This is a genomic window from Novosphingobium sp. TCA1 (assembly GCF_009811895.1).
GTDB classification, from domain to species: domain Bacteria; phylum Pseudomonadota; class Alphaproteobacteria; order Sphingomonadales; family Sphingomonadaceae; genus Novosphingobium; species Novosphingobium panipatense_A.
Genome location: NZ_BLJH01000011.1, coordinates 38,303 through 50,605 on the forward strand (window position 1 = coordinate 38,303; position 12,303 = coordinate 50,605).

Genomic DNA, 12,303 nt, shown 5'->3' on the forward strand with positions numbered 1-12,303 from the left:
TATGGGGCAACAGCGGGGCATGGGAACGATACGACTTGCGCTGCTTCTGGCAGCCTGCGCCGCGCTTGGTGCCTGCAACAACTGGCCGACCTCGCTGGACAATCGCGCCTCGGGCGATGTGCGGTTCCGCTACCATCATCGCCTCTACGACGAATGGTCGTTCTGGGCGCCGGTAAAGCAGGGCAAGGCCGTGCTTTTCGCGCACGAGCACCGCGTGCGGGACATGTCCGGGCTGGAGATCACGCAGGGCGCGCTGACCTATCGCTACGGCCCCCGCGCGCTCGCGCCCGTGCAGCGGTTCTGCGCGGGCAGTTCCAGCTGCGCGCTGATCTATCGCGGGGAGGGGCGGCTCGAAGCGCGCACTTCCGCGCTGCCCGACGCTACGGAGCGGTAGGGAGGCTGTCGGGGCGGGCTGGAAGGCGAGGGTGCGGTCCGAAAACCGACGTCATCCTGAACTTGTTTCAGGATCCATCTTGCCGATTGAGCCGCCGTTGATGGCCAGCACTGGATCCTGAACCAAGTTCAGGATGACGTTGAGCTTTTTGGATTTCAGCTGCGTCGCTGCCAAAATCTCGTGCGCTCCTCAATCCGCCAGCGTGATCGAGATGCGCCGGTTGCGCGGGTCGTGTGGGTCGGCGGGGATCAGCAGTTCGGTATCCGCGACGCCCTCAATGCGCCGGAACCGGGCGCTTTCCACGTCGTTGCGGATCAACTGCTGGCGGGTCGCCTCGGCCCGGCCCGCAGAGAGCGACCAGTTGTTGCCGGGGACGCCCTCCCTGTAGGGCAGGGCATCGGTGTGGCCGCGGATCGTCAGCGCGCCTCCGCCGGGGCCGATCGCCTGCGAAATCGCGGCCAGCAGTTCCACCGCCTGCGGTGTCAGGATCGTGGTGCCGAGCCGGAACATCGAGAAATCGGCGTCGTCCACCATGTCGATGCGCACCCCTTGCGTCGTGTCCACCATGCGGACCTGCCGGGCAAGGCGCCGCAGGCGCTCAGTGGAGGCGAGCTTCTTCTCCAGCGCTTCCTTCGTCCGCGAACTGCGCCTGATCTTCGAGGCGCCCTCCTTCGGCCCGCCGGTGGCATCGCGGGGGATGGTGAGCGTCTTGGTGCCGGTCTGCCCGGCCTTGAAGGGATAGTTGTCCACCTGCGTCAGCGAGGCGCCGCCCAGCACGCCCTGTCCCGAACCGGCGCTGCCCTGCTTGGTCTTGACCAGGGTGGGCGTGAAATAGTCGGCAATGCCGCGCCGCTGCTTCTCGGTCGTGGCGCCCAGGATCCAGAGCAGCAGGAAGAAGGCCATCATGGCGGTCACGAAATCGGCATAGGCCACTTTCCAGGCCCCGCCGTGATGCCCGGCGGCGACCATGGTGATCTTCTTGACGATGATCGGCCGCGGCGGTTCGGGCTTCTTTTTCGTCGCCATTTCAGCGCCCCCTCAGGGCGTCGAGCAGTTCGGAGAGGCCGGGGCGGAAGGCGTGGCCCAGGCCCGAACGCGCGGATTCCACCACCAGCGGCTGCGGCCAGCCGTGCAGGGAGGCGATGATGACCTGCTTCACCGCCTGGAAGATCTGCTCGTCCTGCTCCAGGACCTGCTTCAGGCGCCCGGCCAGCGGCGAGACTATGCCATACGCCAGCAGCACTTCCATGAAGGTGCCGACCAGCGCCGAGCCGATCATCGCGCCGAGGATCGAGGGCGGTTTGTCGATCGAGCCCATGGTCTTCACCACGCCGAGCACGGCGGCGACGATACCGAGCGCGGGGAGGGCGTCGGCAAGGCCTTGCAAGGCATGCTGCGGTTCGTGGCTCTCGTGGAAATGGGTCTTCATCGCATTGTCCATCACGTCCTCCACCGCGTGGACCTCCAGCGTGCCGGAGGAGACGACGATCAGCGTCAGCGTGTCGCAGATCAGGTGGACCAGCGGCTTGTTGGAAAGCAGGCGCGGGAATTCGGCGAAAAGCGCGGAGGTTTCGGGCTCGGTGACGTGGCTTTCCAGCGCCACCGGACCTTCCGAGCGCAGGATCTTCATCAGCCGCGCGGTCAGGATGATGGCATCGACGTGATCCTGCCGATTATGGCGCGGCCCCTTGAACACTTTGCCGAGGCCGCCACCCAGGGCCTTGATCTCGTGCATCGAATTGCCGGTGACGATGGCCCCGATCGCGGCGCCGCCGATGATCAGCATCTCGTGCGGGATCGCTTCCAGCACCGGGCCGAGCGCGCCGCCGGTCATCGCGAAGCCGCCAAAGACCATCACCAGCAGAATGACCACGCCGACGATCACGAACATGCAGGAAGTCCCCCATCAGGCAGGCGCCGGTCCTGTCTCCCGCAGACCGGATGCGAGAGCAGGCTCAGCCGAGCCGGTCGAACAGGCTGAGCGAGGCGAGGCGGGTGAAGCTGGCCTGGCTGGCTTCCAGCACGGTCATCGTTTCCTGAAGCTGGGCAAGGGCCGTGGCGAGATCGATGCCGCCGAGGTCCGCCTCTTCCTTCGACCGCAGTTCCGAGAGATCGATCCGCCTGTCGTCGGTCACCTCGATCCAGGCGAGGCGGGTGCCGATCACCGTCTGGCCGGTGGTCAGCGTGTCGAGCCCGGTCCTGAGGTCGGCCAGCGCATTTCCCGCCGCGCCCGCCGGATCGGCGGAAGCTCCGCCCAGCGCGTCGGCCAGGGTCCTGACCACGGCCATGAGGTCCGTCTGCGTGCCGTCCGCCGCGGTGAACGAGAGGAAGGCCGGGCCGGAGATGGAGCGGATCACGCTCTGCCCGTCACCCAGCGGCAGTTCGCCGGAGCCGGAGGTACCGACGTAGACGGGCTTGCCCGAGGCATCGAGCACATAGGCATCGCCCGCGCTCTCGCCGCCGAACAGGGCATGGCCGCTCGAGTCCCGCGCATTGGCGAGCGAGAGGAGATTGTCGAAGATCTGGTCCAGTTCCTGCCCGATCGAGGCGCGCTGGATGTCGGTCAGGGTGGCGTTGCTGGCCTCCATCGCCAGTTCCTGCGCGCGGATCAGCGCGTCCGCCATGTCGGACATGGCGGCGTCTGCCAGCGAAAGATCGGCATTGGCGCGCGCGGCGCTGGTCCGGTCTATCCCTGCGAGTTTCTCCTGCCGGGCCAGCGATCGCAGGCGCGAGGCGGCAACCGGATTGTCGGAGGAGCGCTCCAGCTTGCTGCCGCTCGACATCTGCGCCTGGCTGTTTTCGGCGCGGGTGCGCAGTTCCTTCATGTCGCGGCGGGCACGCTCGAAGAAGGCGCTGGTGCTGGTGGAAATGATGGACATGGGCGCGCGCTACCTGATGGCGAGAATGGAATCGAAGATGTCGGAGGCGACCTGGATGACCCGTCCCGAAGCTTGATAGGCCTGCTGGAAACGGGTGAGGTTGATCGCCTCCTCGTCAAGGTCGACGCCCGCCTGGGCCTGGAGCGCGACGCGGGCGGTTCCGGCGATCGATTCCAGCGCGTCGCGGGTGACGGTGCGTCCGGCGACGGCGCTGGAAATGCCGAAGAGCAGGCGGTCCATGGTGCCGGCCGGGTTTGCGGTTTCGAGCGCGCCGCGCATGGCGGTGAGGTTCGAGGTGTCGCGGCTGTTGGCCCCTGAACCGGCGGGCGCCGTGGCGATCTGGCTGCCGCCGGCAAGGGCGAGGGTCATGGTGGAGGCATCGGTGCCGGAAAACATCGGTTGCCCTCCCGCGCCGTCGAGATCGGCGCCGGTGCCTTGCGCGGCGTTGAGCGTCGTGATCACCCCTGCGGCGATGGCGTCAAGCTGGCCGCGCACGCCCGTCAGCTCGGACAGCGCCTGGCCCTTGCCCGCCAGCGCACCGGAGGACAGCGTCACTGCCGTACCCCCCAGCGCAAAGGAAACGGTGCCGTCGCCCGCCGCCGTCATGGTCAGCGGGACCGCGCTGCCGCCGCTCACGAAAGAGGGGCCGCCAGATCCGCCGATCCGCACCTGCACGGAGCCATCGGCGGCGAACACGGTGGAGACGTCCACCTGACCGCTCAACCTCTCCAGCAGGGAATCGCGTTGATCCAGCAGGCTGGAGCGGTCGCTGGAGGTGTCGGAAGCGCGGGACAGGCGCAAGTTCACGCGGGCCAGTTCGGCGGCCGTGGTGTTGACGGAAGCCACGCCGTCCTGCGCCTCGAAGCGCAGGCCTTCCCCCACGGCAGCGAGGCTGGCGGCGGCGGTGTTGAAAGTCTGCGCCATGGTGCGCGCCTGCTCCAGCGCCGAGGCGCGCAGCGAACCGTCGGTGGGATCGGACAGCAGCTGCTTGAGCGCGGCCTCGAAGCCGACGATGGCATCGTAGACGCCGGTTTGCTCGGCGGCGCTCTCGATATTTTCCAGGCCCTGCACTTCGGCGCCTGCCCGGGCGGCATCGGATCCGGTGCGGCGCACTTCGGACTGGCGGAACATGTCCGCATTGCGCACGATGCCGTTGACCCGCACGCCCGCAAGATTGATCGCGCCGGGCGAGGAAGCCAGCGGGTTCAGGGCCAGCTCCGACAGCGAGACACTGCGACGGACATAGCCTTCGGATGAGGCATTGGCGATGTTCTGCGCGGTCACGTCCAGCGCGGCGCGGGCAGCGCGGGTGCCGGAGCGGGCGATGGTGATGAGGTCGGCGGCCATGGCTTACTTTGCCTTTGGTTCGACAGGCTGGGTGCGGGCAGATGCTTCGACAGGCTCAGCATGGGCGGAGGTGGGTGGCTTTGCGGGTGCGGTTGCGGTGTCGGCTTTCACGTCACCCACCAACCCCGCTCGGCCTGAGCCTGTCGAAGCATCTGCCACCAACCTTACCATCTGCGCCTCGATGATCCCCGCCAGCCCCAGTACGCTGCTGTCGGCGGTCAGATCCGCGACATGCTCGTCCAGCATGCGATGGAAGGTATCGAGCGCCTGACTGCCGAACAGCGGCTCGTCGCCGAAATGGGTCTTGCGGGCTTGGGCCAGCATCTGGCGAAGGAAGACCGCTTCGAACTGCTTCGCGGCAACCGCCAGCTTTTCGCGGTCGGTGGCGTTCGGCGCGATGGTCATGCCGGGAAGCGTGGAGGAAATCATGCTCATATCACCACCATTTCCGCTTTCAGGGCACCGGCCTGCTTGAGCGCTTCGAGGATCGCCACGAGGTCCGAGGGGGTGACGCCCAGCAGGTTCAGCGCATCGACCACCCGCGCGAGCGAAGCGCCGCCCCGAAACAGGGCTACCGAGCGCTTTTCCTCTTCGGTTCCGATCGCGGAATGCTCCTCTATCTCGGTCCGTCCCCGGCTGAACGGCGCGGGCTGGACGACCATGGGATTTTCCTGGATCCGCACGGTGAGCTTGCCGTGGCTGATCGCCGCCGGGGAAAGCCGCACGGCCGAATTGATGACGACCGTGCCGGTGCGGCTGTTGACGATCACGCGGGCCGGGGTTTCGGCGGGATCGACGTCGATCATCTCGATCGCCGCCATCATCGAGGCGCGCGTGTCGGCATCGGCGGACAGGCGCAGCGAGACGGTGACGCCGTCCTCCACCGTGGCCGTGTCCGGCAGGCGCGTGTTGATGGCGTCGCGAACGCGGGCGGCGGTGAGGAAATCGGAGTTGAACAGGTTCCAGCGCAGTACCTGATTGCCTTCCGGGCCACCTTCCAGCCCCGTCGCGACCGTGCGTTCGACGCTGGCGCCTTCGGCAATGCGGCCGACGGTGGGGATGTTGATCGTCACGTTGGACCCGTCGCGCGCGGAAACGCCGAGGCCGCCGACCGCGAGGTTGCCTTGCGCCATGGCGTAGATCTGCCCGTCGGCGCCGTAGAGCGGGGTAAGGATCAGCGCGCCGCCGCGCAGGCTCTTGGCCTTGCCGATGGTGGAGACGGTTACGTCAATGCGCTGGCCGGGCTTGGCGAAGGCGGGGAGGTCTGCGGTGACCATGACGGCGGCGGCGTTCTTGAGACCGGGCGAGATGCCGGGCGGCAGAGTCAGGCCCATGCGGCCGGATACGCCCTTCATCGCCTGGGTCGTATATTCGAGATTGTCGTCCCCCGTGCCGGGCAGGCCGACGACCAGGCCGTAGCCGGTCAACTGGTTGGAGCGGACGCCCTGGAACTGCCCCAGATCGCGCAGGCGCTCGGCATGGGCATCGAGCGGGGCGAGGAACACGATCAGCGATGCCAGCAAGGCGGCGAGCAGACCGGGCAGCCAGCGCTGGCGCCGTGAGAGGACTTGCCCCGCCATCAGAACGGCGCGATCATGTTGAAGAACCGGCCGAGCCAGCCCTGGCGCCCGCTGCGCATGATGGCGCCCTTGCCGGTATACTCGATCCGGGCATCGGCGATCCGCGTCGAGGCGACCGTATTGTCCTCGTCTATATCGGCAAGGCGCACGATGCCGGAGAACCGCACCCATTCGTCTCCCTGGCTGACGAGCATCTTCTTCTCTCCTCGGACGAGTGCGGTCCCGTTGGGGCGCAGTTCGGCAATGGTCACGGACAGCACGGAGGTCAGCGAACTGGTCTGCGTGGCGCTGCCCTGACCATTGAACGTCGAGGAGGAGGCGGCATTAAGGGCATCGGGCTTGAGAAAGGACAGCGGACCCGATGTCGGCGGGGTGATCGAGGCGCCGCCGCCTTTCTGGCTTCTGGAACCGGCGGTCTTGGCGGCGGTGGTCGTTTCCACCAGCAGGATCGTCAGCGGATCGCCCACCCGCGCCGCCCGGGTGCCGCCGTGGAGCGGGGCATAGCCGAGCGAGACGCTGAAGATGCCGCCCGTGGCAGGCTCGACTTGCGGGGCAGGAGGCGTGGGAAGGGTGGCTTCGAAACCCGACGGTTTCGGCGGTTTCCTCGCGAGCGCGGGGGCGGCGTGGACGTTCAGACAGGCGCAGAGGAGCGCTAGGCCGGCATGCTTCGACAGGCTCAGCATGAGCGGAGTTCTGTTTCCCGGAGCCAGGACGGGGCCGCGCGCTCCGCTCATGCTGAGCTTGTCGAAGCATGGGGTCCTCACGCGGCCCATCATCGTCACAGCGTCTGGTTCGCGTTGCGCAGCATCTCGTCCACGGCGGAGATCATCTTCGAATTGATCTCGTAGGCGCGCTGGGTCTCGATCATGTCCACCAGTTCCTCGACGATGTTGACGTTCGAGCCTTCGAGCATGCCCTGCCGGATCAGGCCGCGGCCTTCCTCCCCGGCGATGCCGAGCTGGACCGGGCCGCTGCCTGCGGTTTCGCGCAGGAAGTTGTCCGATGCGGCCTGAAGCGCGGCGGGATTGGTGAACTGGGCGATGGTGATCTGGCCGAGTTCGGTCGGGTCCGTCTGCCCTGCGACCTGGGCCGAGACGGTGCCGTTTTCGGCCACCGTGATCGCAGTGGCGCCCTCGGGCACGGTGATGGCGGGCTGGAGCAGATAGCCCTGCGACGTCACCAGTTCGCCCTGCGGAGAGCGGGTGAAATTGCCCGCGCGCGTATAGGCCAGTTCGCCGCCGGGCAGGGCGATCTGGAAATAGCCCTGCCCGTCGAGCGCGAGGTCGAAGGTATTGCCGGTGGTCTGGAGCGCGCCTTGCGTCTCCATGCGGCTGGTGGATTGCACGGCGACACCGGTGCCGAGGTTCAGCCCGGTGGCATATGTCGTCTCGCTGGAGGACTGGGCGCCTGCCACGCGCGAATCCTGATAGGCCAGGGTCGCGAAATTGGCGCGGTCCTTCTTGAAGGCGGTGGTGCTGACATTGGCCAGGTTGTTGGCGATCACGCGCATGCGCGTGTCCTGTGCCTCCAGCCCGGTGCGGGCGACCTGCAAGGCGGAAGTGGGCATCCTCGTGAAATCCTCAGCTATCCATGCGCATCAGGCGCACGCTGCCCTCGTCGAGTTCGCGGGCGGTCTCGACGAGCTTGGTTCGCATCTCGAACAGGCGCTGGGCCGAAATCATCTCGGTCAGCACTTCCGATGGCGAGACGTTGGAGCCTTCGAGCGCGCCGGGAATCACGCCGGCGTTCTCGTCGACCGGGAGCACGCTGGGTTCTCCATCTCCGCCGACCACCCGGAACAGTCCGGTCAGATCCTTGGCGATCGTGGATCCCGCCGGGTCCACCAGCCTGAGCCGGTCCACCCGCTGCGGCGGCTGGCCGGGCGTAGTGGGGTCGGTGACGAGAATGCCGCCGTCCTGCGCGATCGCGATGTTCGCGCCCGGCGGCAGCGTGATCGGGCCGCTCTCGCCCAGCACCGGCAGCCCCTCGCCGTTCTGCAGTACCCCCGTGACGGCCACCGAGAGATCGCCGCGCCGGGTATAGCCTTCCCCGCCGTCCCCGGCCTGCACCGCCAGCAGGGCATGTCCCTGCATGGCCACGTCGAGCGGCTGGCCGGTGCGATGGACGGCACCGGACTTCATCGAGGCGCCGATAACTTCGGTGCCGGAAAGCGCGCGCACTTCGATCTGCGGGCCTTCGAGGGTGTTGGGCGTGGCCTGCAGGATCTCGCCGCGAAAGCCGATGGTCTGGGCATTGGCCATGTTGCTGGCGATCACGCGTTCGCGGTTGAGCGAGGCGTTCATGCCCGAGACGGCGGTGTAGATGAGGCGGTCCATCGCAGGGCGCCCGTCAGGTCCGCAGGTTGATGATGGTCTGCGAGATCTGCGTCTCGGTATCGACCGCCTTGGCATTGGCCTGGAAATAGCGCTGCGCGGTGATCAGGCTGACCAGCTCTTCCGAAAGATCGACGTTGGAGCGTTCGATATTGCCCGAAAGCAGGCTGCCATAGAGGCCGGAGCCGGGCTGGCCGTAGCTCGCCTCGCCGGAGCGGCCGGTGGCCGACCAGGAGGCGTTGCCCAGCTGCTTCAGACCGTTCGGGGCGACGAACGAGGCGAGGGCAACGACGCCGACCGTCACGTTGGAGGCATCGGCATATGTCGCCACTACCGCGCCGTTCGGTTCGATGGTGATCCCGGCATATTCCGCTCCGGCGGCATTGACCGGCGGGATTTGTGCCGATTGCGGCGTCGTGCCGGTGATCGCACCGCTCCCATCGACGGCAAAGACCTGTAGCCGGGCACCCTGTGCATTATGGATATAGCCCTCGCCGTCCACCGCAAAGGCACCGGCGCGGGTATATTGGACGGCGCCCGAAACCGGCGCGGCGAGGGTAAAGAAACCCTCGCCATTGATCGCCACGTCGAGTGCCGATCCGGTCTGCTCCATCGCGCCGAGGCCGAAGTTCTGCTGGATGGAGGAGACGCGGGCACCGATCCCGGTCGTCAGGGAGGGGTCGGTGAGGATCGAGGACGAGACGATGTCGGCGAAGGCGGTGTTGCTTTTCTTGAAGCCCGCCGTTTCGGCATTGGCGATATTGTTCGAGATCACGTTGAGGTCGGTCTGGGCGCTCTTGAGCCCGGTGAGCGATGTGTAGAAGGACATGGCGTTCTCCTGTGAAAGCGGCTCAGGCGCTTGCCGCGCTGACGAGGGTGTCTAGCTTGGACGAGATGGCCTTGAGCGTGTCCGCCATCTCGGTCGTCCCGGCGAGGGCGGAGAACTGCGCCATCTGGGCCAGCATCTCGGTCTGATCCATGGGATCGAACGGGTCCTGCTGCTTCATCTGAGCGAGCATCAGTTCGAGGAAATCGCCCTGGTCGAGATCGCCCAAGGAGGTCTTGGAGCCCGAGGACTTGGAGTCGGAAGTCCTGGCGGTCGCCGTTCCTACGGCAGTCGTGGTGATAGGGGTCATTTCAGCCTCATCGTGTCGAGCATGAGCTGTTTCGCGGTCGCCAGGGCCTCGACCAGATTCTGGTACTGGCGCGAGGCTTCGAGCATCTCGACCATCTCCGCATTCTCATCGACGGGAGCGGTCCAGACGTCGCCGTTGGCATCGGCGAGCGGATGGTCCGGGCTGTGCTGGCGCACGGCGGCGGCGCCTTCGCGCATGACGCCGTGTACGGAAACCGAGGTCAGCCCGTCGGCTTTTTTTGCGTTGGCGTCGGAGTTGGACCTGGCGTCGGCGGCGAAGATCGCGCGGATCGGCTTGTAGGCCTGCGCCTCGCTGGCGGAGACGGTCCCGGCATTGGCGAGGTTGGAGGCGGCGGCGTTCATGCGCACCAGCTGCGCGGACATGCCGCGCTGGGCGAGCGTGAACAGCGTCATCGCTTCGCGGCGATCCGGCACCGTCATTCTCCCTTCAAGGCGCGGGTAAGCGTTTCCACGCGTCCGCGAATGAATTCGAGCGTTGCGGAATAGCCGACCGCGTTCTCGGCAAAGGCGAGCTGCTCGTTCTGGAGTTCCACGCTATTGCCGTCGAGCGAGGGCATGACCGGCACGCGGTAGAGTGCCGCGCCCTTGGCCGCGTCTCCTGCTCCCGCGCCGCGCGTCGCGGCGCGCAAGGCGGCGGAGAAGTCGATGTCGCGCGCCTTGTATCCGGGCGTCGCGGCATTGGCGATGTTCGAGGCGATCATGCCCATGCGTCGGGACCGCAGTTCCAGCGCGGCGGCGTGAATCCCGAACAGGTCTTGTGGCATGGCGGCTCGGCTCCGGTGAGGGTTCGCCTCATCAGCGCAAGGGATGTGCCAATCGCCGCAGTCTGGCTATTTTCGCAGGTTCATGGGCCGCAGCCCGATCGGGAGCGGCAGGACTTTGCCGCCTTTCCGGCAAGGCCTCTCCGGGACTGAAACCTTGCGTAGATTGCCGTTCTCCGGGTGAAAGGAGAAGCGCCCGCATGAATCCCGAACATCTTCTTGACCCCGTCAGCGCCCTGATCGTCGTGGGCGGGACTTTGCTCGCGACTGTCCTGCGATGCGGCATGGGCGATTGTCTTGCGGCGGCGCAGGCGCTGGGCGGGCTGGCGCGCCGCGCCTTCGATCCAGAGCGCGCGCGCGCCGAAATGGCGGTGCAGGTGCAGGAAATCCGGCAGGACGGGGTCATTCGCTCCCGCCCCGCGCCGACCGGCGATGCCGAGTTCGACGAAGCGACGGCGATGCTGATCGGCAGCCGCTGTCTGGGCGCGCTGCGCCAGGCCCATGCCGCGCACAAGCGGCGGCGGGTAGAGGCCAGCCAGCGCGCGGTGCGTACCCTGACTCAGGCGGCGGACCTTTCTCCGGTATTCGGGCTGGCGGGCACACTTGTCGCGCTGAACCAGCTTCCGCCGCTGGACCGGCCGGAGGCCGACTTCTCGGTGGCGATCTCGATGGCGGTGCTGACGACGCTCTACGGTCTGTTGCTGGGAAACCTGCTGTTCACGCCGCTCGCCCGTGTGGTCGCGCGGCGGGCTTCCGACGAGGAGCGTGACCGGCAGGCCGTGATCGACTGGCTGGAAGAGCAAGTGGCCGATGCGCTTCCCCATATCGAACGCAGCGAACGCCGCACCGGCCGGGTAGCCGAGGAAGCGCTGTCGTGAGCGCGCGCACGGCGGCGAGCTGGCAGACGTCGCTGGCCGATCTCTCGCTGATCCTGTTCATGATCGCCGCAGCCGCCATCAGTCGGCAACAGGGCCACCTCAGGCAGGAGCAGATGACTCAGGCCCCGCAGCGACTGCCTTCGCCCGAGGCTGCGCCGCTGGCGATCTACCTCGCGGCGCCGGGCGGGCCACCCCTGTCGCGCTGGCTGGCCGGTCAGGCGGCTGATCCCCGGCAGCACCTGACGGTGACGGTGCCCTATGGCCCGGCGCCGGGAGACCTGTCCAGCGCGCTCTTGCAGGCCGGGCACTTGGCCGACGAGGCCGCGCGCGCGGGCTATCGGGCGCGGATCGTGGTGGAACCGGGGCCGCCGCCCGCGCGCGCCGTGCTGGCTTTCGACGACGTGGTGGCACGAAGCTTGCTGGCTCCGAGGCGACGCACCGCCGAAGGAACGAGCTTGCGATGATGACGGGTCTGGCCCTGATCTATGCCGCCGCCGCGCCGGGCGCCTATGCCGATCTTGCGGCGATCGACCGGCAGGTGGCCATGTTTACCGGCGCGGCGATGGGGGAGGAGGGCGGCGCTGCCGCTCCGGTGGATCGCCGTCTCCGCCTCCGCCCCTGTGGAAGCGGTCTTGCTCTCTCCTGGCGGACGGCGGCGCGGGACAGCGTGCTCGTGCAATGCGGCGATACCGGCGGCTGGAGGCTGTTCGTGCCGACGCGCCGCGCGGTTCCTGCATCGCTGCCCGTCCCGCAAGAACCGGCGGTCAGGCGCGGCGACGCCGTGGTGATCGCGGTGGAGGAGGCGGGATTTTCCGTATCGCAGCCCGGGGAGGCGCTGGAAGGCGGCACGGTCGGCGAGTGGATCCGGGTGCGTCCGCTGGCGCTGGGCAAGGGGCGGCCTGCGGAAATGCGCGCGCGCATAGAGCGGCCGGGGCTGGTTTCCCTGCCGCTTCCTTAACCTCCCGAAATCCCGGA

18 protein-coding genes are annotated in these 12,303 nt (G+C 67.6%); 4 read left to right on the plus strand and 14 right to left on the minus strand.

From position 1 onward, the window contains the following. Positions 1-19: 19 nt before the first annotated feature. Positions 20-394, plus strand: coding sequence for a hypothetical protein (locus tag NTCA1_RS13915; RefSeq protein ID WP_086492886.1), 375 nt, complete (start codon positions 20-22; stop codon positions 392-394). Between the two features lie 51 nt (positions 395-445). Here the strand turns inward: NTCA1_RS13915 and NTCA1_RS28985 are convergent, their stop codons facing one another. The 14 genes from NTCA1_RS28985 to flgB form a co-directional block, all read right to left on the minus strand. Beyond that, positions 446-568, minus strand: a complete 123-nt coding sequence (locus NTCA1_RS28985; RefSeq protein WP_255490482.1) for a hypothetical protein — start codon at positions 566-568, stop codon at positions 446-448. 15 nt (positions 569-583) lie between these two features. Continuing rightward, positions 584-1,420 (minus strand): flagellar motor protein MotB, encoded by an 837-nt coding sequence (locus tag NTCA1_RS13920; RefSeq protein ID WP_133083356.1) that lies wholly within the window; start codon positions 1,418-1,420, stop codon positions 584-586. Position 1,421: 1 nt separating this feature from the next. Then, positions 1,422-2,285, minus strand: coding sequence for a flagellar motor stator protein MotA (gene motA / locus NTCA1_RS13925; protein ID WP_159830948.1), 864 nt, complete (start codon positions 2,283-2,285; stop codon positions 1,422-1,424). A gap of 64 nt (positions 2,286-2,349) precedes the next feature. Further along, positions 2,350-3,273 carry a flagellar biosynthesis protein FlgL gene (locus tag NTCA1_RS13930; RefSeq protein WP_133083358.1) on the minus strand — a complete coding sequence of 308 codons (924 nt, stop codon included), beginning with the start codon at positions 3,271-3,273 and terminating at the stop codon, positions 2,350-2,352. Positions 3,274-3,282: 9 nt separating this feature from the next. Next, on the minus strand, positions 3,283-4,620 hold the full coding sequence (gene flgK / locus NTCA1_RS13935; RefSeq protein ID WP_159830949.1) for a flagellar hook-associated protein FlgK: 1,338 nt from the start codon (positions 4,618-4,620) through the stop codon (positions 3,283-3,285). Between the two features lie 3 nt (positions 4,621-4,623). After that, positions 4,624-5,055 carry a rod-binding protein gene (locus NTCA1_RS13940; RefSeq protein ID WP_159830950.1) on the minus strand — a complete coding sequence of 144 codons (432 nt, stop codon included), beginning with the start codon at positions 5,053-5,055 and terminating at the stop codon, positions 4,624-4,626. Continuing rightward, positions 5,052-6,200 (minus strand): flagellar basal body P-ring protein FlgI, encoded by a 1,149-nt coding sequence (locus NTCA1_RS13945; protein ID WP_159830951.1) that lies wholly within the window; start codon positions 6,198-6,200, stop codon positions 5,052-5,054. The genes NTCA1_RS13940 and NTCA1_RS13945 overlap by 4 nt, the downstream gene beginning before the upstream one ends. Next, positions 6,200-6,973 carry a flagellar basal body L-ring protein FlgH gene (locus tag NTCA1_RS13950; protein ID WP_374705192.1) on the minus strand — a complete coding sequence of 258 codons (774 nt, stop codon included), beginning with the start codon at positions 6,971-6,973 and terminating at the stop codon, positions 6,200-6,202. The genes NTCA1_RS13945 and NTCA1_RS13950 overlap by 1 nt, the downstream gene beginning before the upstream one ends. Positions 6,974-6,978: 5 nt before the next feature. After that, positions 6,979-7,767 carry a flagellar basal-body rod protein FlgG gene (flgG, locus tag NTCA1_RS13955; RefSeq protein WP_159830952.1) on the minus strand — a complete coding sequence of 263 codons (789 nt, stop codon included), beginning with the start codon at positions 7,765-7,767 and terminating at the stop codon, positions 6,979-6,981. 13 nt (positions 7,768-7,780) lie between these two features. Continuing rightward, positions 7,781-8,536: a flagellar basal body rod protein FlgF gene (locus tag NTCA1_RS13960; RefSeq protein WP_159830953.1), complete on the minus strand. Its 756-nt coding sequence runs from the start codon at positions 8,534-8,536 to the stop codon at positions 7,781-7,783. A 13-nt stretch (positions 8,537-8,549) separates the two neighbouring features. Beyond that, positions 8,550-9,362 carry a flagellar hook-basal body complex protein gene (locus NTCA1_RS13965; protein ID WP_159830954.1) on the minus strand — a complete coding sequence of 271 codons (813 nt, stop codon included), beginning with the start codon at positions 9,360-9,362 and terminating at the stop codon, positions 8,550-8,552. 22 nt (positions 9,363-9,384) lie between these two features. Beyond that, positions 9,385-9,669 carry a flagellar hook assembly protein FlgD gene (locus NTCA1_RS13970; protein ID WP_236549321.1) on the minus strand — a complete coding sequence of 95 codons (285 nt, stop codon included), beginning with the start codon at positions 9,667-9,669 and terminating at the stop codon, positions 9,385-9,387. Next, positions 9,666-10,082, minus strand: a complete 417-nt coding sequence (flgC, locus tag NTCA1_RS13975; RefSeq protein WP_159831027.1) for a flagellar basal body rod protein FlgC — start codon at positions 10,080-10,082, stop codon at positions 9,666-9,668. Before flgC ends, NTCA1_RS13970 begins: the two co-directional genes overlap by 4 nt. Before the next feature lie 23 nt (positions 10,083-10,105). Next, the gene (gene flgB, locus NTCA1_RS13980; protein ID WP_159830955.1) at positions 10,106-10,453 is read right to left on the minus strand and encodes a flagellar basal body rod protein FlgB; all 348 of its coding nucleotides are present in this window, start codon (positions 10,451-10,453) and stop codon (positions 10,106-10,108) included. A 197-nt stretch (positions 10,454-10,650) separates the two neighbouring features. Here flgB and NTCA1_RS13985 point away from each other — a divergent pair, with 197 nt between their 5' ends. Genes NTCA1_RS13985 through NTCA1_RS13995 form a run of 3 tightly spaced genes read left to right on the plus strand, consistent with a single transcriptional unit; the run spans position 10,651 to position 12,286 of the window. Further along, positions 10,651-11,328 (plus strand): MotA/TolQ/ExbB proton channel family protein, encoded by a 678-nt coding sequence (locus NTCA1_RS13985; RefSeq protein WP_159830956.1) that lies wholly within the window; start codon positions 10,651-10,653, stop codon positions 11,326-11,328. Next, positions 11,325-11,792, plus strand: a complete 468-nt coding sequence (locus tag NTCA1_RS13990) for a hypothetical protein (protein ID WP_159830957.1) — start codon at positions 11,325-11,327, stop codon at positions 11,790-11,792. The genes NTCA1_RS13985 and NTCA1_RS13990 overlap by 4 nt, the downstream gene beginning before the upstream one ends. Next, on the plus strand, positions 11,789-12,286 hold the full coding sequence (locus NTCA1_RS13995) for a flagella basal body P-ring formation protein FlgA (RefSeq protein ID WP_159830958.1): 498 nt from the start codon (positions 11,789-11,791) through the stop codon (positions 12,284-12,286). Before NTCA1_RS13990 ends, NTCA1_RS13995 begins: the two co-directional genes overlap by 4 nt. Positions 12,287-12,303: the final 17 nt, after the last annotated feature.